The organism is Variovorax sp. dw_308, assembly GCF_019207085.1.
Classification (GTDB): domain Bacteria; phylum Pseudomonadota; class Gammaproteobacteria; order Burkholderiales; family Burkholderiaceae_C; genus Variovorax.
The window spans coordinates 36,831-56,471 of record NZ_JAATOM010000022.1; the positions used below are offsets into that span (position 1 = coordinate 36,831).

21 protein-coding genes are annotated in these 19,641 nt (G+C 66.8%); 12 read left to right on the top strand and 9 right to left on the bottom strand.

The genetic code is table 11. The features are described from left to right. Positions 1 to 19: 19 nt before the first annotated feature. The 4 genes from uraH to HCU76_RS29160 are packed head-to-tail and all read right to left on the bottom strand — an operon-like array spanning position 20 to position 2,825. A complete protein-coding gene (gene uraH / locus HCU76_RS29145; RefSeq protein WP_213958070.1) occupies positions 20 to 373 on the bottom strand; it encodes a hydroxyisourate hydrolase in 354 nt (117 codons plus the stop codon). A gap of 42 nt (positions 374 to 415) precedes the next feature. Then, positions 416 to 931, bottom strand: a complete 516-nt coding sequence (locus HCU76_RS29150; RefSeq protein WP_218511243.1) for a hydroxyisourate hydrolase — start codon at positions 929 to 931, stop codon at positions 416 to 418. Beyond that, positions 928 to 1,479, bottom strand: a complete 552-nt coding sequence (uraD, locus tag HCU76_RS29155; protein WP_256354553.1) for a 2-oxo-4-hydroxy-4-carboxy-5-ureidoimidazoline decarboxylase — start codon at positions 1,477 to 1,479, stop codon at positions 928 to 930. Before uraD ends, HCU76_RS29150 begins: the two co-directional genes overlap by 4 nt. 8 nt (positions 1,480 to 1,487) lie before the next feature. Then, positions 1,488 to 2,825 (bottom strand): MFS transporter, encoded by a 1,338-nt coding sequence (locus HCU76_RS29160; protein ID WP_218511245.1) that lies wholly within the window; start codon positions 2,823 to 2,825, stop codon positions 1,488 to 1,490. A gap of 181 nt (positions 2,826 to 3,006) precedes the next feature. On the opposite strand from HCU76_RS29160, the gene HCU76_RS29165 reads away from it, so the two are divergent. Then, the gene (locus HCU76_RS29165) at positions 3,007 to 3,948 is read left to right on the top strand and encodes a LysR family transcriptional regulator (protein WP_213958074.1); all 942 of its coding nucleotides are present in this window, start codon (positions 3,007 to 3,009) and stop codon (positions 3,946 to 3,948) included. 9 nt (positions 3,949 to 3,957) lie between these two features. Here HCU76_RS29165 and HCU76_RS29170 read toward each other — a convergent pair whose 3' ends face one another. Beyond that, positions 3,958 to 4,953: a 2-hydroxyacid dehydrogenase gene (locus HCU76_RS29170; protein ID WP_218511246.1), complete on the bottom strand. Its 996-nt coding sequence runs from the start codon at positions 4,951 to 4,953 to the stop codon at positions 3,958 to 3,960. 213 nt (positions 4,954 to 5,166) lie between these two features. On the opposite strand from HCU76_RS29170, the gene HCU76_RS29175 reads away from it, so the two are divergent. The 3 genes from HCU76_RS29175 to HCU76_RS29185 all read left to right on the top strand — a co-directional run bounded on the left by HCU76_RS29175 (position 5,167) and on the right by HCU76_RS29185 (position 8,840). Next, positions 5,167 to 5,985, top strand: a complete 819-nt coding sequence (locus HCU76_RS29175) for an IclR family transcriptional regulator (protein ID WP_218511247.1) — start codon at positions 5,167 to 5,169, stop codon at positions 5,983 to 5,985. Between the two features lie 89 nt (positions 5,986 to 6,074). Beyond that, a complete protein-coding gene (locus tag HCU76_RS29180; RefSeq protein WP_218511248.1) occupies positions 6,075 to 7,241 on the top strand; it encodes an acyl-CoA dehydrogenase family protein in 1,167 nt (388 codons plus the stop codon). Positions 7,242 to 7,262: 21 nt separating this feature from the next. Further along, positions 7,263 to 8,840: an AMP-binding protein gene (locus tag HCU76_RS29185; RefSeq protein ID WP_371319916.1), complete on the top strand. Its 1,578-nt coding sequence runs from the start codon at positions 7,263 to 7,265 to the stop codon at positions 8,838 to 8,840. Here the strand turns inward: HCU76_RS29185 and HCU76_RS29190 are convergent. After that, positions 8,798 to 9,721: a LysR substrate-binding domain-containing protein gene (locus HCU76_RS29190; RefSeq protein WP_218511249.1), complete on the bottom strand. Its 924-nt coding sequence runs from the start codon at positions 9,719 to 9,721 to the stop codon at positions 8,798 to 8,800. The genes HCU76_RS29185 and HCU76_RS29190 overlap by 43 nt on opposite strands. A 112-nt stretch (positions 9,722 to 9,833) precedes the next feature. Here HCU76_RS29190 and HCU76_RS29195 point away from each other — a divergent pair, with 112 nt between their 5' ends. The 5 genes from HCU76_RS29195 (at position 9,834) to HCU76_RS29215 (ending at position 15,553) form a co-directional block, all read left to right on the top strand. After that, positions 9,834 to 10,922: a tartrate dehydrogenase gene (locus HCU76_RS29195; protein ID WP_218511250.1), complete on the top strand. Its 1,089-nt coding sequence runs from the start codon at positions 9,834 to 9,836 to the stop codon at positions 10,920 to 10,922. Positions 10,923 to 11,094: 172 nt separating this feature from the next. Beyond that, complete coding sequence (gene dctA / locus HCU76_RS29200) at positions 11,095 to 12,462, top strand: C4-dicarboxylate transporter DctA (RefSeq protein WP_371319920.1); 1,368 nt, start codon at positions 11,095 to 11,097, stop codon at positions 12,460 to 12,462. An 82-nt stretch (positions 12,463 to 12,544) separates the two neighbouring features. After that, positions 12,545 to 13,729 (top strand): amylo-alpha-1,6-glucosidase, encoded by a 1,185-nt coding sequence (locus tag HCU76_RS29205; protein ID WP_213958081.1) that lies wholly within the window; start codon positions 12,545 to 12,547, stop codon positions 13,727 to 13,729. A 119-nt stretch (positions 13,730 to 13,848) separates the two neighbouring features. After that, complete coding sequence (locus tag HCU76_RS29210) at positions 13,849 to 14,217, top strand: XRE family transcriptional regulator (protein WP_213958082.1); 369 nt, start codon at positions 13,849 to 13,851, stop codon at positions 14,215 to 14,217. A gap of 1 nt (position 14,218) precedes the next feature. Further along, positions 14,219 to 15,553, top strand: coding sequence for a type II toxin-antitoxin system HipA family toxin (locus tag HCU76_RS29215; protein ID WP_218511252.1), 1,335 nt, complete (start codon positions 14,219 to 14,221; stop codon positions 15,551 to 15,553). 98 nt (positions 15,554 to 15,651) lie between these two features. Here the strand turns inward: HCU76_RS29215 and HCU76_RS29220 are convergent, their stop codons facing one another. Next, positions 15,652 to 16,281 carry a DJ-1/PfpI family protein gene (locus tag HCU76_RS29220; RefSeq protein WP_213958084.1) on the bottom strand — a complete coding sequence of 210 codons (630 nt, stop codon included), beginning with the start codon at positions 16,279 to 16,281 and terminating at the stop codon, positions 15,652 to 15,654. Between the two features lie 162 nt (positions 16,282 to 16,443). Then, entirely contained in the window at positions 16,444 to 17,226 is a 783-nt protein-coding gene (locus HCU76_RS29225; protein ID WP_256354554.1) for a transporter, read from the bottom strand. Between HCU76_RS29225 and HCU76_RS29230 the strand changes: the two genes are divergently transcribed. The 3 genes from HCU76_RS29230 to HCU76_RS29240 all read left to right on the top strand — a co-directional run bounded on the left by HCU76_RS29230 (position 17,225) and on the right by HCU76_RS29240 (position 19,304). Then, positions 17,225 to 17,530 carry a hypothetical protein gene (locus HCU76_RS29230; RefSeq protein ID WP_256354555.1) on the top strand — a complete coding sequence of 102 codons (306 nt, stop codon included), beginning with the start codon at positions 17,225 to 17,227 and terminating at the stop codon, positions 17,528 to 17,530. The genes HCU76_RS29225 and HCU76_RS29230 overlap by 2 nt on opposite strands. A gap of 64 nt (positions 17,531 to 17,594) precedes the next feature. Continuing rightward, positions 17,595 to 18,020, top strand: coding sequence for an organic hydroperoxide resistance protein (locus HCU76_RS29235; protein ID WP_213952747.1), 426 nt, complete (start codon positions 17,595 to 17,597; stop codon positions 18,018 to 18,020). Positions 18,021 to 18,203: 183 nt separating this feature from the next. Then, positions 18,204 to 19,304: a DUF2855 family protein gene (locus HCU76_RS29240; RefSeq protein ID WP_218511253.1), complete on the top strand. Its 1,101-nt coding sequence runs from the start codon at positions 18,204 to 18,206 to the stop codon at positions 19,302 to 19,304. Here the strand turns inward: HCU76_RS29240 and HCU76_RS29245 are convergent. Continuing rightward, a complete protein-coding gene (locus HCU76_RS29245) occupies positions 19,285 to 19,629 on the bottom strand; it encodes an L-rhamnose mutarotase (RefSeq protein ID WP_218511254.1) in 345 nt (114 codons plus the stop codon). The genes HCU76_RS29240 and HCU76_RS29245 overlap by 20 nt on opposite strands. Positions 19,630 to 19,641: the final 12 nt, after the last annotated feature.

Here is a 19,641-nt window from a genome sequence, read left to right on the forward strand (position 1 = left end):
GCCGCCCCGCGTCGGGCGCTCAGGAGCCCCGGTAGGTCGAGCAGCTCCAGCCCGAGCACAGCATCGGCACGTGGTAGTGCTGCTTCGCATCGAAGATCGAGAAGCGCACCGGCACGGTGTCGAGGAAGGGCAGCTCCGTGGCGTTGGCGCCGGGCCGCTGGAAGTAGTCGCCGATGTAGAACAGCAGCTCGTACTGCCCGACCTTGGCGTCCGCGGGTGCCAGCACGGGCGCGTCGGTTCGACCGTCCTTGTTGGTCGCGAGGGTCTTGACGAGTTTCCAGCTGGTTCCGTCGAAGACCGAGAAGTCGATGCGTACGCCCGCTGCGGGGCGACCGGTGCCGCTGTCGAGCACGTGGGTGGAAATGCCTGCCATGGTGGTTGTTCCTGGTGCGTTGAGGAGGTGCTCAGAGTCGCCTTAGCTGCCCCGGTAGTACGAGTAGCTCCACGGCGTGAAAAGGATCGCGAGGTGGATCCGTTCCTGCGGATTGCGCACGACGAAACGCAGCGGCACGGTCGACAGGAAGGTCGGCTTGGGCAGCGGCGTGTCGAAGCGAGCGAAGTACTCGTCGATGTGCAGCAGCACTTCGTAGCGGCCGGCCTTGTAGGTGCCCTCCAGCAGCAGCGGCTCGGCGGAGCGGCCGTTGGCTGCGGTCTCTATCGACTTGACTGGCTTGTAGCTTCCGCTGTCGAACATCGACAGGTCGGCCTTCATCCCCGCACCCGGCGTGCCGTGGAAGATGTCGATGGCGTGCATCGTGAGGCGGGGGCTCAGCTCGGCCTGCGACACCGGCGCGACGGTGAGACCCGCCGGCATCACCGGGGTTGCGGGTGCATCGGCGGCGCGAGCGTTGCCGGCCAGTTGCAGGCCAAGGCCGCCGAGCGCCAGGCTGGCGGGGAGGAATGAGCGACGGCTCAGGGGTTTGTCGATCATGTCGTGGCTCCCAGCGGTGAACGATCGGATTCCGGGGCGCGGAACAGCGCGGCGAGGCGGCGGCGCGTGATCAGGCCGATCTGGCGCAGCGCCTCTTCGCGCTCGGTGTCCGTATCGCGGTGGATGCGCATGCGCAGCGCGTCGAAGATGCCGGCGCGCGTGTGGCCCAGCACGGCGATGATGAAGGGGAAGCCGTGGCACTGCGCATAGGCCGCGTTGAGCTCGCGCAACTCGACGACCTGCGCGTGGCTCAGGCTGTCCAGCCCGCGCTGCTCGAAGGTCGAATGCCCGGTCATCGTGCCGGCCTGTGCTTCCTTGCCGGCCAGTTCGGGATGGCCGCGCAGGAAGGCGATCTGCCTGGGCAGCGGTGCGGCGCGCACCGCCTCCATCATGGCGCGATGCAGGGCGTCTTCGCTGGCGAAGGGGCGTACGGCCCATGCCGCCTCGGCCACCCAGGGCGCGTGTTCGAACAGGTCGCCGAGTGTGTCGATGAAGGTGCCGTGGTCCATCTCCGCGATGGCAGAGATCGTGAGGGTTGAAGTGGTCATCGTTGGCATCACTTTCCGTTGGCCTTGGCGACGAAGCGCGGAACGAACAGCAGGATCAGCACCGTCGCGCACACCTCGACGGCGGCGACGATCAGCAGGCCCGGAGCAAGTCCGCCGGTCTGCGTCTTGATGAAGCCCAGCATGGCCGGTGCACCGAAGCCCGCGAGGTTGGCAATCGAGTTGATCAGCGCCACGCCACCGGCCGCTGCGGCGCCCGCGAGGAAGCGGCCCGGCAACTGCCAGAACACCGGGATGGCGCTCATGGTGCCGATGATGGCGACCGTCTGCGCGACAAGCGTCAGCACCGGGCTCACCTGGATGAACAGCGACGTGAACAGCAGGCCGACCGCGCCGAGCGCCGCGGCAAACGCGCAATGCAGCCGCGCCTCCTTGCTGTGGTCGGAGTGCAGGCCGTTGACGACCATGCCGATGGCGCCGAACAGGTAGGAGGCCGCCATGATCCAGCCGACCGTGGCCGGGTCGGTGAAACCGACTTCCTTCACGACCGACGGGCCGAAGAAGGTCAGCGACGAGTTGGCCGCGATCACGCAGAAGAACACCAGGATCAGCAGCCAGAGGCGGCCGTCCTTCAGCGATGCGAGCAGGCTCTCCTCGCGATGGCCGAGCGAGGCCCTGTCGCGTGCGAGGTCGTCCTCGATGAGTTGGCGCTGCGCCGGCGAGAGCCACTTGGCCTGTTGCGGGCGGTCGGTCAGGTAGAACCAGGTGACGAAGGCCGCGATGATCGACGGCACGCCCTCGACCAGGAACACCCACTGCCAGCCGGCCCAGCCGTTGACGCCGTTCAGGCTGTTCATCACGGTGCCCGCGAGCGGCCCGCCGATCACGCCCGCCACGCCGGACGCCGACATGAACATGCCGAAGGCCTTGGCCCGGCGCTCGCTCGGATACCAGTAGGTGAGGTACAGGATGATGCCGGGGTAGAAGCCCGCTTCGAACACGCCCATCAGGAAGCGCAGGAAGTAGAACATCGCGGGCGTCTTGACGAACATCATCAGCACGCAGACGACGCCCCAGCCCATGGTGATGCGGGTGATGGTCTTGCGCGCGCCGATGCGTTGCAGCAGCAGGTTGGACGGCACCTCGAAGAAGAAGTAGCCGAGGAAGAAGATGCCGGCGCCGAGGCCGTAGATGGAGTCGCTCCACTTCAGGTCGTCGAGCATCGTGAGCTTCACGAAGCCGATGTTGACCCGGTCGATCCAGGCCAGCACCCAGAGGATGAAGAGGAAGGGAATGAGGCGCCAGGTGATCTTGCGATAAGTGGCGTCGAGGTCGTCGGTCGGGCCCGTTCCCGCGACTGCGGGGGAGGGCAAGGGAATGGTGGTCATGCGCGGCTCCGGGATGATTCGGTGGGGTCGGATCGGGGGTTGGATCGGGGGGTGGATCGAGAGGGCGAAGATTGCGCTTTTTCGAGCGAAAACGGGAGGCCTCGGCGGCAGCGGTTTCGATATAGAGTCGATCAGCAAAGACCATGTGGCACGGCTCGGGCCCTGCCCCGACCGCAATGCAATGACCTCACGCAGCAACGTCGACCAACTCGATGGCTACCTCATCCGCGCGCTCTGCGCGCTGGTGGAGGAGCGCAGCGTCTCACGCGCGGCGCGGCGCATGGGCCAGACCCAGCCGGCCGTCAGCGCAGCGCTCAAGCGCCTGCGGCTGATCCTTTCGGATCCGCTTCTGGTGCGCAACAAGCTCGACATGATCCCGACCGAGCGCGGGCTGCAATTGGCGGCGCAGGCGCGGGTGGCGCTGGACGCGATGTCGGTGCTGGTGGCCTCGCGCGAGGACTTCGATGCGCAGCGAGCGTCGCTCACCTTCCGCGTGGCCTCGCCCGACTACCTGGCGCCTTCGGTGCTGGCCGAGGTGGCGCGGCGCATCCGCGAAGAGGCGCCGCTGTGCCGGCTGGAGGTGCATCCGATGGGCCCCGATTTCGACAGCGAACGCGCGCTGGCCGACGACCTGCTGGACGTGATCATCGGCAACTGGCCCAACCCGCCCGAGCTGCTGCACACCTTGCTGTTGCTGGAGGACGAGCTGGTTTGCATGGTGCGACCGGGCCATCCGCTGGCTGATGCCGAAGCGTTGACCGAAGCGCAGTACCTGTCGGCATCGCACGTCGCGCCGATGCGCTATTCAGGGTTGCATCGGGGCGTGGTCGAGACGCACCTGGCGCGTCAGCATGTGGCCCGCGACGCACGCGTGTCGGTGCCCTACTTCGGCCTCGCGCCGCATGTGGTCGCGCGCACCGACCTGGTGTTCACCACGGCCAGGCATTTCGCCGAGCACTTCGCGCAATCGCTGGGACTGGTGATCCTGAAGGCGCCCTCGGGCTTTCCGACGATGCGCTTCTATCAGCTCTGGCACGAGCGCGCGCACCTGGCGCCGGCGCACCGGTGGCTGCGTGCGGTGATCGCGGAGGTGGGTCGGGCCCACGCGCCCAAGCCGGCGTGACGGCAGTCTTCAGGACAACTTGATCTCGTTCGACAGCGCCGCACCCGCCTCGAATTCGCTGACGCTGCGCACGGTGGTCTCGCAGATCGTGGTGATCGCCTCGCGCGTGAAGAAGGCCTGGTGGCCCGTGACGATCACGTTCGGAAACGCGATCAGGCGCTGCAGCACGTCGTCGGTGACGATGGTGCTGGACAGGTCGCGGAAGAACAGTTCCGCTTCCTGCTCGTAGACGTCCAGGGCCAGCCCGCCGAGTTGCCCGGTCTTGAGCGCCTCGATCGCTGCTTCCGCGTCCACCAGGCCGCCCCGGCTGGTGTTGACCAGCAAGGCGCCGCGCTTCATGCGGGACAGCGATTCGGCGTTGACGATGTGGTAGGTCTCGGGGGTCAGCGGGCAATGCAGCGAGACGATGTCGGCGCTCGCGCCGATCTCGCCGGGCTCCGCGTATCGCGCACCGAGCGCCTCGAATTCGCGGGAAGGAAACTTGTCGTAGCCGATGACCTCGCATCCGAAGCCCAGCATGATGCGTGCGAACACGCGGCCGATCTTGCCGGTACCGACCACGGCGGCGGTCTTTCCGTGCAGGTCGAATCCCATCAGCCCGTCGAGGGAGAAATTGGAATCGCGCGTCCGGTTGTAGGCGCGGTGAATGCTCCGGTTGATGGCCAGCAGCAGCGCCACGGCATGCTCCGCCACCGAGAACGGCGAGTAGTCGACCACGCGCACCACCTTGATGCCCAGGCGCGCCGCGGCCGCGAGATCGACGTTGTTGAAGCCGGTGCAGCGCAGGCAGACGAGCTTCGTGCCGCCGCGCTGCAGCACTTCGAGCATGGCGGCGTCGACGGTGTCGTTGACGAAGATGCAGACCGCCTCATGGCCGGCGGCAAGCGCCGCCGATTCGGGCGCCAGCGACGCCTCGAAATACTGCAACTGGTGCTGCTGGCCCGCATTGGCCAGGTCGAGGAATTCGCGGTCGTAGCGCTTGGCGCTGAACACGGCAATTTTCATGGGCACCCCAAGGTTCTGGCGTGTGTACCTCATTCGCCCCGGGCCGTGTTGCGCGTTACAGCGGGTAGCAATGCCGCGGCCACGGCCAGCACGCCCCCGTGTGTGGAATACCATCGCCAGAATCAACTTCGATCCAACAAATCGAACTCAATGTCTCAAAATTCGTTGATTTGAGCGACACAACGCTACACAATGCATCCCAAGGATTGAGAAATGGATCAAGAGTCTCGTTTCCAGGAAACACCAGGCGATGCCGACAAGCCGGGCGGCAGTGCGCTCGCCCGCGGCGTCCATATCCTCCAGGCCTTCAGCGTCGATGCACCGGCGCTCACGGCGCGCGACCTCATGACCGCGACGGGCCTGCCCAAACCCACGCTTTTCCGGCTGGTAACCACGCTGACCGAACTCGGGCTGCTGCGCTACGAGGAAGCCGACGGCCGCTTCATGCCCGCGCCGGGCCTGGCACGACTGGCCGCGCCGCTGCTCGCCCGCACGCCCATCCGGCAACTCGCCTTCAGCCCCATGCAGGCGCTGGCCGACCGGGTCTGCGCGCAGGTCTCGCTGGGCCTCGGGCTGGGCCTCGACCTGGTGTTCATCGAACTGGCGCAGTCGAAGGATTGCGTGACGGTGCGCCCCGCCATGGGCAGCCACATCTCGCTGTCGCGCACCGCCTCGGGCCGCGCCTACCTGGCCGCCCTGCCAACGGAGCAGGCGCAGCGCTACATCGACAGCGTTCGCGAGGCGGACGCCGCGCAAGGCGCCTGGCTGGCCGAGCGCATGCAGGAAACCCGCGCCGACCTGGCCGAGCGCGGCTTCTGCGTGAGCCACGGCGACCTGCAGCGCCAACTGGAAGCCGTGGCCGTGCCCCTGCGCGGCGCCGGCAGCGCGGACGAGATCTATGTGTTCGCCTGCACCGTGCCCAGCTTCGAGTTGAAGCCGGGTCAACTGCTGGAGGAGGTCGGCCCCCGGCTGGCCACGCTGGCACGCAGCATCGAGGCTGCGCTCGGCGCGCCGCCAACGCTCGGGGCTTGAACATGAGCGTTCTTCGGCGCGCGCTACGGAATCCTTCTCACCCTGAGAGCCATCCCGCTTTCCTGACCTGACTGCTCCACTCGCCGCGCATGAATTTCGACCTCTCCGAAGACCAGCAATCCGTGTGCGACGCCGTCGGCCGCATCTGCAACCAGTTCGACGACGACTACTGGCTCGGCAAGGACAAGGACGGCGGCTTTCCGTTCGAGTTGCATCGGGCGCTGGCCGAGGCCGGTTGGCTCGGCATCTGCATTCCGGAGGCGTACGGCGGCTCCGGCCTGGGCATCACCGAGGCCGCGCTGATGATGCAGACCATCAGCGCATCCGGCGCCGGGATGACGGGCGCATCGGCCGTGCACATGAACATCTTCGGCCTCTCGCCGGTGGTGATCTTCGGGACCGACGCGCAGAAGCAGCGCATCCTGCCGCCACTGGTCAAGGGCACCGAGAAAGCCTGCTTCGCGGTCACCGAGCCGAACACCGGCCTGAACACCACGCGCCTGAAGCTGCGTGCGGAACGCGACGGTGACCACTACGTGCTGAACGGCCAGAAGGTCTGGATCTCGACCGCGCAGGTGGCCGAGAAGATGCTGATCCTGGCGCGCACCACGCCCATCGAGGACGTGAAGAACCACACCGATGGCCTGAGCCTGTTCTACACCGACCTGGACCGCCGCTTCGTGGAAGTGCGCGAGATCGACAAGATGGGCCGCAAGGCGGTGGACTCCAACCAGGTGTTCATCGACGGCCTGCGCGTGCCGGTGGAAGATCGCATCGGCGAGGAAGGCAAGGGCTTCCACTACATCCTGCACGGCATGAACCCCGAGCGCATCCTGATTGCGTCGGAGGCCATTGGCCTGGGCAAGGTCGCGCTGCGCCGCGCCACGCAATATGCCAACGAACGCGTGGTGTTCGACCGGCCCATCGGCAAGAACCAGAGCATCCAGCACCCGCTCGCCGAATGCTGGATGAACCTCGAGGCGGCCAACCTGATGATGCTGAAGGCTGCCGACCGCTTCGACCGCGGGATGCCTTGCGGCGCCGAAGCCAACGCCGCCAAGTTCCTCGGCGCAGAAGCCGGCTACCAGGCCTGCCTGCAAGCGGTGATGACGCATGGCGGCTTCGGCTACGCGAAGGAATACCACGTCGAGCGCTACCTGCGCGAGAGCCTCATCCCGCGCATCGCGCCGATCAGCCCGCAGCTCGTGCTGTGCTTCATCGCGGAAAAGGTGCTGGGGCTGCCCAAGTCGTACTGAACAAGAACAATCGGAGACAACGTGCTGGATAACCTGGAGCGCTGGTCCTTGGAGAACCCGGCCAAACCCGCCGTCTGGGAGGAAGACGCCTCGACGCCCGTCACATATGCCGACCTGCACCGCCGCTCGGCCCAGGTCGCGCAATGGCTGGTGTCGCTGGGCCTGCCCGCGGGCGGCAGCATCGCGATGCTGATGGAGAACCGGGCGGAGTTCTACGCGCTGTGCTGGGGCGCGCGCCGCGCCGGGCTTTACTACACGACGATCAGCGCGCAACTCAAGCCGGCCGAGATCGCCTACGTGATGACCGACTGCGGCGCGACCCTGCTCGTCAGCACGCCGAAACTGGCAGCACTGGCACGCGAGGTGGTGGCCGGCAGCGGCTGGGCGGGGCGTGTGTTCATGCTGGATGACGAAGGACCGGCCGAGACCTCGGTTTCGGCGCAACTGGCGCGCTTCGATCCTGCAACGCCGCTGGCGCAGCGACCGGTCGGCCGCGAGTTCCTGTACTCGTCCGGCACCAGCGGCAAGCCCAAGGGCATCCGCCGGCCGATGATCGCCTTCGAGGACCGGTTCAAGGAAGCGTACGACTTCGCCGCCTGGCGCGACACCTACCGCGTGACGCGCGACAGCATCTACCTTTCGCCCGCGCCGCTGTACCACGCCGCGCCGAAGCGCTTCACCAACCGCATGATCGAGATCGGCGGCACGGTGGTGGTGATGAAGCGCTTCGATGCGGAGAAGGCGCTCGCGCTGGTCGAGCGCCACAAGGCCACGCACAGCCAGTGGGTGCCGACGATGATGATCCGCATGCTGGCGCTGCCCGAGGCGGTGCGCTGCCGCTACGACCTGTCGAGCATGCGCATGTTCATCCATGCCGCTGCGCCCTGCCCGCCCGATGTGAAGCGGCGCTGCATCGAATGGTGGGGACCGGTGGTCATCGAGTACTACGGCGGCTCGGAAAGCATCGGCCTGACCGCCCTCTACAGCGACGAGGCGCTGCAGCGCCCGGGATCGGTGGGACGGCCGGTGCTGGGCACGGTGCACATCGTCGGCGATGGCGGCGAGGAATTGCCGGCGGGGCAGCAAGGCGCGATCTACTTCTCCGGCACGCCCCGCTTCGAATACCACAACGATCCGGTGAAGACGGCCGCGGCCTACGATGCGCAAGGCCGCGCCACGTATGGCGACATCGGGCACGTGGATGCGGACGGGTATCTCTACATCTCGGGACGGCGCACCGACCTGATTCTTTCAGGCGGGGTGAACATCTATCCGCAGGAGATCGAGAACCTGCTCGCCGGACATGCCGACGTGCGCGATGTGGCCGTGATCGGCGTGCCGCATGCGGAGTTCGGCGAGGAGGTCAAGGCGGTGATCGAGCTCAATGATCCGCAAGCTGCAAGTGATGAGTTGGCGCAGGCGTTGATGGCGTTCTGCCGCGAACACATCGCGCACCTGAAGTGCCCGCGCAGCGTGGACTTCGTGGCGCAGTTGCCCCGGCAGGAGAACGGCAAGCTGTACAAGCGGGTGTTGATGGAGCGCTATGCGCAAGGCATTCAGGCGCCGGCTGCCTGCGCCTTGAACGCCAGCGCCACGTAGTCGACGAAGGCGCGCACCCTGGCGGCAAGCTGATGCCGCTGCGGATACACCGCATGAATGTCCGCATCCGGCGTGTCGTACTGCGGCAGGACGCGCACGAGCCTGCCGTCGCGCAGGTAGCGCTCGATGTCCCACTCGGCCCGCATCAGGATGCCGTGGCCATCGAGCGCCCACTTCACGGCGATCTCGCCATCGTTCGTGGCCAGGTTGCCGCGCGTCTTGACGGCTTCGGTGCTGGCGCTGCGTCCCTTGCCGCCTGACAGGCGCCACACGCCGTAGGCCTCTTCGCCCTGGCGGATGCCGATGCAGTTGTGCCTGGCGAGGTCGTTGGGCACCTTGGGGATGCCGTGCTTCGCGAGGTATTCCGGAGCGGCGCACAACAGTCTTCGATTGGCCGCGATGCGCCGCGAGATCACGCGCGAATCCGGCGGCGCGCCAAAGCGGATGCAGACGTCGAACGCGTCCTCCGTCAGCGGCGGCGGGTTCACCGACAACTGCAATTGCACCTCGACCTGCGGGTACTCGCGGACGAACTTCGAGATCAGTGGCGCCACGTGGCTGCGGCCGAAGCCGAGCGTGGCGTTGACGCGCAGCAGGCCCTTGGGCGTGGCCTTGGAGACGCCCAGCAGCTCGCCCATGCTGTCGATGTCGCCGAGGATGCGGCGGGCATGCGCCAGGTACAGCTCGCCCTCGGGCGTGAGGCTCATGCGCCGCGTCGTGCGGTTGACCAGCGACACGCCGAGGCGCGACTCCATCAAGGCCAGGTGCTTGCTCACTGCCGGCGTGGTGTTGCCCATCTCTCGCGCCGCCGCGCTGAGGCTGCCGGCACTCGCCAGCGTCGAGAAGAAGCCGAGATCGGCCGGCAGCACTTCACTGGCCATGGCCGCTCCATTGTTGAGTTCAGGTTAACGATGGATTCACTTTAGGCCCGGCTGCAAAGGCTGTCGAGTCCATACATTCACTCCACCCCCAACCACCCCTCGGAGACACCCCATGAAGACGTACAAGATCGCAACCATCCCCGGCGACGGCATCGGCAAGGAAGTCGTGCCTGCCGGCCAGCAGGTCCTCGAAGCGCTGGCCGCAGGCGGCGGCAACTTCCGGTTCGAGTTCGAGAACTTCGACTGGGGCGGCGACTACCACCGCGCGCACGGCGTGATGATGCCGGACGACGGGCTGAACGCGCTGCGCGACAAGGACGCCATCTTGTTCGGCTCCGCCGGCGACCCGCACATCCCCGATCACATCACCCTCTGGGGCCTGCGCCTGAAGATCTGCCAGGGCTTCGACCAGTACGCCAACGTGCGCCCGACGCGCATCCTGCCCGGCATCGACGGCCCGCTCAAGCGCTGCGGCCCCGACGATCTCAACTGGGTCATCGTGCGCGAGAACTCCGAAGGCGAATACTCCGGCGTCGGCGGCCGCGTGCACCAGGGCCACCCGATCGAGGCTGCCACCGACGTGTCGATGATGACCCGCGCCGGCGTCGAACGCATCATGCGTTTCGCCTTCAGGCTGGCGCAGTCGCGTCCCCGCAAGCTGCTGACGGTCATCACCAAGAGCAACGCGCAGCGCCATGCGATGGTGATGTGGGACGAGATCGCGCTGCAGATCTCCAGGGAGTTTCCGGACGTCAAGTGGGACAAGGAGTTGGTCGACGCATCGACTGCCCGCATGATCAACAACCCGGCTTCGCTCGACACCATCGTCGCAACCAACCTGCATGCCGACATCCTGAGCGACCTGGCCGCGGCACTGGCCGGCAGCCTGGGCATCGCGCCCACCGGCAACATCGATCCGGAGCGCCGCTACCCGTCGATGTTCGAGCCCATCCACGGCTCGGCTTTCGACATCATGGGCAAGGGCCTGGCCAATCCGATCGGCACCTTCTGGTCGGTCGTGATGCTGCTGGAGCACCTTGGCGAGACCGAAGCAGCAGCACGCGTGATGGCCGCCATCGAGAAGGTCACGGCCGACAAGACGCTGCATACGCGCGACCTCGGCGGCAAGGCGACCACGGCCGACGTGACCAAGGCCGTGTGCGGACAGGTCACTGCGAGCGGCCAGCGCAAGGCGGCCTGAGCGCCCGCTTCCCGGACGCCGAGCGAGGGTTGTCTCTCGCCCTGACCCCTGCGCCACGCCCGGGCCGCCAACCTCCTCCACCCAGGCCGGCGCAGCGCGCCGTGCCTTGCCCCGAAGCGGCCGTTCAAGCGCCGCGGGGGCCGGCTCGCGCCCCCATCACTCCCGGAGACAAATCATGCGACGCTACCTCGGAAAACTCTACGTGCAAGTGCTCATCGGCGTGTTCGCCGGTGTGCTGCTCGGCATCTTCGCGCCCAATATGGCGAGCGACTTCAAGCCCTTCGGCGACATCTTCATCAAGCTCATCAAGATGGTCTTCGCGCCGATCATCTTCGCGACGGTGGTGCTCGGCATCGCCCGCATGGAGAACATGAAGGAGCTCGGGCGCGTCGGCTTCCGGGCGCTCATCTACTTCGAGGTGCTGTCGACCTTCGCGCTGCTGCTGGGCCTGCTGGTCGTCAACGTGTTCCAGCCCGGCCATGGCATGAACATCGACGCCACGCAGCTCGACACCAAGGCCATCGCCAGCTACACGGCAGCCGCCGCCAAGCCCGAAGGCTTCGTCGAGTTCGTGCTGCACCTGGTGCCGACCAGCATCGTCGACGCGCTGGCCAGGAACGACATCCTGCAGATCCTCGTGTTCGCGACCATGTTCGGCGTGGCGCTCTCGCACATCGGGCCGCGTGCGAAGCCGGTGGTGGACTTCCTCGATTCGTTCACGCACGCAGTGTTCTCGGTCGTCGGCATGATCATGCGGCTCGCGCCGCTGGCGGCCTTCGGGGCGATGGCCTTCACCGTCGGCAAGTACGGGCTGGGCTCGGTGCTGTCGCTGGGCAAGCTGATGGGCACGATGTACATCACCTGCTTGCTGTTCGTGACGCTGGTGCTGGGCGCGATCTCGAAGATCTCCGGCTTCAGCCTCTGGAAGTTCCTGAAGTACATCAAGGACGAGCTGTTCACCGTGCTGGGCACCAGCTCATCGGAATCGGTGGTGCCGCAGCTGATGCGCAAGCTCGAGCATGCGGGCGTGTCGAAGCCGGTGGTAGGCCTGGTGGTGCCGGCCGGCCTCACCTTCAACCCTGACGGCCAGTGCATCTACTACACGATGGCGGCAATCTTCATCGCCCAGGCCACCAACACGCCGCTGACGATGACCGACCAGTTCGTGGTGCTGGGCGTGCTGCTGCTGACCTCGAAGGGCTCTGCGGGCGTGACCGGCTCCGGCTTCATCACGCTGGCGGCGACGCTCGCCTCGATGGGCAAGATCCCCGTGGCCGGCATGGTGCTGCTGCTGGGCGTGGACCGCTTCATGTCGGAAGCGCGCGCCATCACCAACACGATCGGCAATGCGGTCGGCACCGTGGCCATCGCCCGCTGGGTCGGCGCGGTGGACTGCGACCGGCTTGCCCAAGTGCTGGACGGCAAGAGCGATCCGGAGGACCTGCACGGGCTCTACGAAGGCGATGACGACAGCAAGGTGACGCCGCTGCGTCCGCCGGCCGACGTGGCCCATCCCTCCGCTGCGCGCGTGGCGGCCTGAAGCGCATGGATGCGAAGGTCGCGATCGACTGAGAGCACCATCGGTGGTCGAGAATGCCCGCTGACCCTGCCGCGGCAACCTCATGACCCACCTCGACACCTCCACCCGTGCGCTGATCGACACCTGCGCCCAGGCCTCGCTCGATCTCCTTGAAGCCAACCTCACCCCGCACGGCATCCTGGCCGCCAGCCGGACCGAGGCGGCGGTGGCGCGTCGCTACACGCGCATCTTCGGCCGCGACGCGGCGATCTGCGTGATGGCCATGTGCGGCAGCGGCGTGCCGGCACTGGAGCAAGGCGCGGTGGCCAGCCTCGATGCCCTGGCGGCGCAACAGGCGGCCAATGGGCAGATCCCCAAGTACGTCGACCCCGAAGGCCAGGACGCCGACTTCTGGTACCTGGGCTGCATCGACGCCACCTTGTGGTGGCTGATCGCGGTGGACCACGTGCGCCGCCACGGCAGCGTCGGCCCCGCGCACTGGGGCAGCGGTGTGCGCCGAGCGATCGACTGGCTGCTGGCGCAGGAGCACCAGCACTTCCGGCTGCTGCAGCAGAACGAGGCCAGCGACTGGGCCGACATCATGCCGCGCTCGGGCTACGTGCTCTACACCAACGCGCTCTGGTATGACGTCAAGCGCCGCTTCGCGCTGGACCATGCGGACGAGACGCTCTACCACTTCAACCACCTGTTCAACCCCTTCCAGCAGGACCTGCCCGAGTACCACCGCGCCCGGCTGCTGCGCCACTACGCGCGGCGCGGCCGGCAGGACCCAGGGATGTACCTGAGCTTCGTCAACCTGTCCGTGGTCGGCGACGAGGGCGATGTGTTCGGCAACGTGCTGGCGATCCAGGGCGGACTGGCCGACGCGGACATGGCGCGCCGCATCGTCGACACCATCGCCACGGCGCACGCGAGCGAGCCCTGGCCGGTGCGCGTGGTGCTGCATCCGCTGGCGCGCGAGCACGAGCTGTGGCGGGCGTACATGGGGCGGCACCAGCAAAACATCGTGCACCAGTACCACAACGGCGGCATCTGGCCTTTCGTCGGTGGGTTCTGGGTGATGGCGCTGGCGCAGCTGGGCATGCGCGAACGGGCGTGGACGGAACTGGGGCGGCTGGCCCGGGCCAACGAGCACGGGAACTGGCGCTTCACCGAGTGGTTCCACGGCAAGACGCTGGCGCCGATGGGGATGGCGGGGCAGAGCTGGAATGCGGCGGCGTTCCTGCTGGCCAAGCGGGTGCTGGAGGGGACGGGCGCGGCTTGGTGACACGGGTCGCGGCGAAGTTGCAAAGCGGGGACTCCCGCCAGCACGTGCCGCGCCTTGGCTCAGCGAGCAAATACATATAGATATTGACGAAATTGCCATTTTCACAATAATCTATGTGTATGCCAAAGACAGCCCGAGCCCTCCTCCAACTGCCGCCGGCGACCGCAGCCGCCCTCGGCAAGCTCGGCGCTGACCTGGCCGTCGCCCGTCTACGCCGCAAGGAATCCTTGAAGACCTGGGCCAAGCGCATGGGTGTTTCCGTGCCCACGCTGCAACGGCTCGAAGCCGGCGACCCCTCCGTCGGCATCGGCATCGTTGCCACCGCGCTCTGGCTGATCCAGCGCGATGGCGAGCTGGGCAATCTCGCCGCCCCTGAGCACGACCAAGGCGCCATCGAGATGGATGTCCGGGCGGCCGTCGAACTGGGCCGCGCGCGCGCCCAGGCCTCCGCGGAAGCGCGCATGAACAGCCAGCGCGCCAAGGCCTGAGATGCGCCTGGACGACCTTTACCTCTGGTTCCTGCACGACCCGGCCGCCCCGCGCCACGTCGGTGCGCTGAAGCTGGTCTCCGCCGGCAAGGGCGTCTCGCTGCACTACGCCACGGATTGGCTCGCCAACGGCTTTGCCCTGAGCGAAGACCTGCCCCTCATCGACAGCGAATTCCTGCCGCCGGGCCGCCTGTCGGCCGATGCGCAGCGTGCGGTCGGCGCGGTCGACGACGCGCGGCCGGATCGCTGGGGCGAAAAGGTCATCCGCTTCGTCGACAAGCCCCGGCGCCTTTCCCTGATGGAGTACCTCTACTACGCGGGCGACGATCGCTTCGGCGCGCTAGGCGTCTCGACGTCCGCAAGCCAATACCTCCCGCGCGAGACGGGTCCCCTGCCCCGGATCGGGGATGCGCAGAAGCTCAGCGAAGTCGCGGCCAAGATCGAGGCGTCGGAGCCGCTGACCAAGCTGGAAGCGAAGATCATCGCCGGCGGCGGCAGTCCGCTCGGTGGCGCGAAGCCCAAGGCCCTCATCGAGATCGAAGGCCAGCAGTGGGTCATCAAGTTCTTCAACAACGAGCCCGTCGACACGCCGCTCATCGAGCATGCGACCATGACGCTTGCCGAACGCGCCGGCATCACGGTCGCCACAACACAGGTCATCCGCCTTCAGGCCGAGCACGCGATCGCCATTCGACGCTTCGACCGCGAGCGAGGCCGACGGATTCACAGCATCTCGGCGGGCACCGCCATCCGTGCGGCAACTGCGTCGGGCGCGGAACCGGAGATGGGCTATCCGGAACTGGCGCGCATCCTCCGGCGGATCGGCATTGCCCACGACGGCATCAACCTGCGCGACGCGCGCGAACTGTTTCGTCGCATGGTCTTCAACATCCTCGTCGACAACACCGACGACCACGAGAAGAACCACTCGCTGCTGGTCGCCAACCCCTTCGAGAATGGACGCCTGAAGCTGGCGCCGGCGTACGACGTCTTGCCGACGAATTCGGGGCAGGGCTTCCAGGAGTTCATCTGCGGCGCGTATGGCCGGGACTCGACGCTCGAGAACGCGATGTCGCAGTGCGATGCATTCGGCCTGCTGCCCGCGGAGGCCGCCCTCGAAGTGGCCGCGGTGATCGAGGTCGTGAATGGCTGGCAGACGCACTTCGCAGCGGCCGGCGTGACGAGACGCGACATTGCGAGCCTGGCCGAACGCATCGACGGTGATGACCTGCAGATCCAACGCACCGCCTTCGATCCCAACAGCTTCAAGACCGCGCGGACCAAGTCAAAGCGTGCAAGCCCATTTCAGCGGAGCAATCCTCGCCACGAAACCTGAGGCCCGGCAGCGCAAGCTCAGGGGGCCGGTCGAAAGCCTCGCGGCCTACTCGCCACTGGGCATGGGCCACTCCACGAACGGCTACTTGCAACCCCGATTCAAGCCGTCGACTTGAGGTACGCCGGAGCCTGCACCTGGTTCTCATACGCCCCGTATCGAACGGATGAGGGGTAGTACTCCGCCGCAAACTGCACCTTTCCGGCGGCATCGTCACCGGCTGTACGGGCGATAAAGGCCAGCATGAGGTCGATGCCCGCCGAGACGCCTGCGGATGACCAGACGCCTCCGTCTTCGACGTAGCGCTGCTCGACCACCTCCACATCGCCCAGCGTGCGCAGCCGGTCGAGCGAGCCCCAGTGGGTGGTGGCTCTCTTTCCGGAAAGAAGTCCGGCGGCGTGGAGGATGAATGCGCCAGTGCAGACCGACAGCACGGCCTTGCAAGTCCTGGCTTGGGCAGAGACGAAGTCGAGCAAGTTCGGGTTGCCGACCTCAGCGCGCGTCCCTTGGCCGCCCGGAACCAACAAGTAATCGAGTGGCGGGCAGTCCGCGAACGAGCAGTGCGGATTGACGGACAAGCCCTTGGCGCATTGCACGGGCCCAGGGGACTCAGCAACGAGAAGACATCTGCCTGGGCCTTCGGCGACCTTGCTCCACATCGCAAGCATCTCCCAAGGCCCGACGAAATCAAGCTCCTCCACCTTGTCGAAGAGCAAGACGCCAAAGTTCATTGAAGCCTTTCCGGGCGCTTTCGCGCCACAGCAGACGAAGGGAGCGAAGGGCCGCCGACGGACGGCTCCAGTCTCTTTCAAATCTAGCAGTGCATGGTTTCGCGGGCAATCATCACGCCGACGTGCGAGAAGTTCAAAGGCACCGTTCCCGGCAGCGTGCGCCTACCAGAGCCGCGCCAACGGGAGTACCACGCCTGCGAAGAGCGAGGTCGTGGCAGGTCGCGGCCGCAGCGCGCGTGAAAGTCCCATGTCGAAAGTCAAGGTCTTGCTCGGACTGAAGGTCAGGGCACAGAGCAACTGAAGGCCGTTGTCCGCGCCGGCGCGGTGCGTGCCGGAGACTTCGCCGAGCATGCCCCAGTGCTGCGACAAGTTCACCGAGAACGCGCTCGCCCCGCCGAGTTGCGTGTGCGAGGTGCCTGGGTCGACCAGACCCAATTGCGTGAGATTCAGGTTGGCGTCCAGGTGGACCGGACCGAAGTCCTGGCTGTAGATCGCGTTGACGTCGTAGTCGGCCCTGCCGCTACCCAGGGGATCCTTGGCCGTCGGCAGCTTGACGTTGAACTCCAGGCCGAAAGCCGTCGCCTTGTCGACGACCCAGGCACGCTTGAGCGTGATGTTCGTGTCGCCCACGCCTTCGAATCGACCGTCATCGCCCCGCGACCAGATGTAGGCGTCCCCGCCCACGAGCAGGCCCCATTCGTTGTTGAACGCCAGCTTGAAGAGATAGGGCAGGTTGCCGCGTCGCGACGCGCCGCCCGTGCCCTGGCCTCCCAACTCGAGCTCCAGCTGGCCCGGGAACGGCAGTTGCGCCGGAGTGGAGACCGAAGGACGGTAAGGGGTGATCTGCTCGTATTCGGTGCCTTCGTCTGCACGCCCGGTGCCGGCGAGCGTCATCGCCAGGATCGTGACCAGCATGGTGCCGGAGGCTGAGCGTGGGTGTGGCATGGTACGTGTCGTGGCGGCAGCGCAGGTCGAGCGCATTCTCTCCGGCGCAACCGCTACGGCGTCCGGGTCCGAATCACCATCTGCCGATCTCGAAGCCAATGGCCTCGTCACGCGGCAGCGCGACGTCGCGGACGAACGGCGCGTGCACGTCACGCTGAGCGCGGCCGGGCGCAAGCTCAAGGCCAGGGCAGCGAACGTGCCGGCCTGCCTGCTGGCCGCGAGCGAGTGCTCCATCGACGAACTGGTCGGGCTCACGCGGCAGCTCCAGTCATTGCGCGACCGCATCAGGGCGGCCGCCGCCTAGGTTTTCTCCCAGCGCTTCGCCAATGAAGCATTTTTCTTTCACCCACCCCAAGGAACGACACGACATGACCACCGCACTCGACAAGGTTCTCTACACCGCTGAAGCCCACACCACCGGCGGCCGCGACGGCGCCGGCAAATCCAGCGACGGCGCCATCGACGTCAAGCTGAGTTCGCCCGGTTCGGGCAAGCCGGGCACGAACCCCGAGCAGCTCTTCGCAGTCGGCTATGCCGCCTGCTTCATCGGCGCCATGAAGGCGGTCGGCCCGAAGATCAGCGTCAAGGTGCCGGACGACGTGGCGATCGACTCCAAGGTCTCGCTCGGCCCGATCAACGGCGGCGCCGCCTACGGCATCGCGGTCACGCTGGGCATCACGCTGCCCGGCCTGGACGACGCGCAGAAGAAGCTGCTGGTCGAAACCGCGCACAAGGTCTGCCCCTATTCGAACGCCACCCGTGGCAACATCGACGTGAACCTCGAAATCGTCTGATCTTCAACTGATTTCGGCGCCCCGGCCGTCGCCCTCGAGGCGGCCGGGGCTTTTTTTCGAGCGCTGCCCTCAAGGGTGCGCGGATGCGACCTCGCAATCAAGCGCAGGGCAAGGCGATCCAACGCCGTCATGCGTTTGATTGCGAAGTCGTATAAGGTTCGGGGCCATCGCGGAGACCACCCCATGACCACCACCCTGCTCGCCCGCAAGGACGCCTTGCCCACCGCGCGCCTGCGCACCAGCGCGGACGTGCCGCTGGCAGAAGGCCAAGTCCGGGTCCGCATCGACACCTTCGCCCTCACGTCCAACAACATCACCCACGCCGCCTTCGGCGCGGCGATGAGCTACTGGAACTTCTTTCCGAGCGGGGAGGATGGCTGGGGCGTGATCCCGGTGTGGGGCTTCGGCACCGTGGTGCAGTCGCTGAACCCGGGCGTGGCCGTGGGCGAGCGCCTCTACGGCTACTTCCCGATGGCCGACCAGGTGGTGCTGCAGGCCGACCGGCTCAAGCCCGAAAGCTTCGTCGATGCCGCGCCGCACCGGGCCGAACTGCACGGCGTCTACAACCGCTACATGCGCTGCAGCGCAGATCCGATCTACACCGCCGACAGCGAGGACGTGCAGGCGCTGCTGCGCCCGCTGTTCACCACCTCATGGCTGATCGACGACTTCCTGGCGGAGAACGACTTCTTCGGCGCGGACACGGTGCTGCTGTCCAGCGCATCGAGCAAGACGGCCTACGGCACCGCCTTCATGCTGGCGCAGCGCGAGGGCATCGAGGTGATCGGGTTGACCTCGCCCGGCAACAAGCTGTTCTGCGAAAGCCTGGGCTGCTACAGCCGCGTGGTCGGCTACGACGAGCTGGACCAGATCCCGACCGACGCGGCCTGCGTGTACGTCGACTTCGCCGGCAACGCGGCCTTCCGGCTGGAGGTCCACACGCGCTTCGTCAACCTGAAGTTCAGCAGCTCGATCGGCGGCACGCATGTGGAGCAACTGGGCGGCGCGAAGAACCTGCCCGGGCCCAAGGCGACGCTCTTCTTCGCACAGGCGCAGATCAAGAAGCGCAGCGAGGACTGGGGCGCCGCGGAACTCAACCGCAAGCTGCTGGAGGCCTGGCACGAGTTCACCACGCAGGTGACCGATCCGGCGGGTCCCTGGCTGGTGGCCGACCATCATCGCGGCCCCGACGGCGTGCACGCGGCCTACCTGGAGGTGCTCGGCGGCAAGAGCCATCCGCGCGTAGGGCACATGCTGTCGTTGATCAAACCGGCGGCGACCTGAAGTCGAACACCTTCTTCAGTTCGATCCACTTGCTGCCGGCCGGCGTCCACGGCGTGGGCGCCTGGAACTTCCACATGAGCGCCTCCCAGTCGACTAGCACCGGATCGGACTCGCTCGCCGCCTGCATGCGCGCCGCGTCGTAGACCGCATCGTCGGTGTGCATCACCATGACCATGCGCGTGCCGAGCCGGTAGATCTTCATCTCCGACACGCCGTGGCGCCGCAGGTGCGCCTGCACCTCGGGCCACACGGCGCGGTGGTGCGCCTCGTACTCGGCAATGAGCGCCGGGTCGTCCTTCAGGTCGAGTGCGAGGACGTGCTGCATGGCCTGGTCGCG

Coding starts and splice junctions, on each gene's coding strand:
- uraH (WP_213958070.1), bottom strand. CDS start 373: ATGGCAGGCATTTCCACCCACGTGCTCGACAGCGGCACCGGTCGCCCC.
- HCU76_RS29150 (WP_218511243.1), bottom strand. CDS start 931: ATGATCGACAAACCCCTGAGCCGTCGCTCATTCCTCCCCGCCAGCCTG.
- uraD (WP_256354553.1), bottom strand. CDS start 1,479: ATGACCACTTCAACCCTCACGATCTCTGCCATCGCGGAGATGGACCAC.
- HCU76_RS29160 (WP_218511245.1), bottom strand. CDS start 2,825: ATGACCACCATTCCCTTGCCCTCCCCCGCAGTCGCGGGAACGGGCCCG.
- HCU76_RS29165 (WP_213958074.1), top strand. CDS start 3,007: ATGACCTCACGCAGCAACGTCGACCAACTCGATGGCTACCTCATCCGC.
- HCU76_RS29170 (WP_218511246.1), bottom strand. CDS start 4,953: ATGAAAATTGCCGTGTTCAGCGCCAAGCGCTACGACCGCGAATTCCTC.
- HCU76_RS29175 (WP_218511247.1), top strand. CDS start 5,167: ATGGATCAAGAGTCTCGTTTCCAGGAAACACCAGGCGATGCCGACAAG.
- HCU76_RS29180 (WP_218511248.1), top strand. CDS start 6,075: ATGAATTTCGACCTCTCCGAAGACCAGCAATCCGTGTGCGACGCCGTC.
- HCU76_RS29190 (WP_218511249.1), bottom strand. CDS start 9,721: ATGGCCAGTGAAGTGCTGCCGGCCGATCTCGGCTTCTTCTCGACGCTG.
- HCU76_RS29195 (WP_218511250.1), top strand. CDS start 9,834: ATGAAGACGTACAAGATCGCAACCATCCCCGGCGACGGCATCGGCAAG.
- HCU76_RS29205 (WP_213958081.1), top strand. CDS start 12,545: ATGACCCACCTCGACACCTCCACCCGTGCGCTGATCGACACCTGCGCC.
- HCU76_RS29210 (WP_213958082.1), top strand. CDS start 13,849: ATGCCAAAGACAGCCCGAGCCCTCCTCCAACTGCCGCCGGCGACCGCA.
- HCU76_RS29215 (WP_218511252.1), top strand. CDS start 14,219: ATGCGCCTGGACGACCTTTACCTCTGGTTCCTGCACGACCCGGCCGCC.
- HCU76_RS29220 (WP_213958084.1), bottom strand. CDS start 16,281: ATGAACTTTGGCGTCTTGCTCTTCGACAAGGTGGAGGAGCTTGATTTC.
- HCU76_RS29230 (WP_256354555.1), top strand. CDS start 17,225: ATGGTACGTGTCGTGGCGGCAGCGCAGGTCGAGCGCATTCTCTCCGGC.
- HCU76_RS29225 (WP_256354554.1), bottom strand. CDS start 17,226: ATGCCACACCCACGCTCAGCCTCCGGCACCATGCTGGTCACGATCCTG.
- HCU76_RS29235 (WP_213952747.1), top strand. CDS start 17,595: ATGACCACCGCACTCGACAAGGTTCTCTACACCGCTGAAGCCCACACC.
- HCU76_RS29240 (WP_218511253.1), top strand. CDS start 18,204: ATGACCACCACCCTGCTCGCCCGCAAGGACGCCTTGCCCACCGCGCGC.
- HCU76_RS29245 (WP_218511254.1), bottom strand. CDS start 19,629: ATGCAGCACGTCCTCGCACTCGACCTGAAGGACGACCCGGCGCTCATT.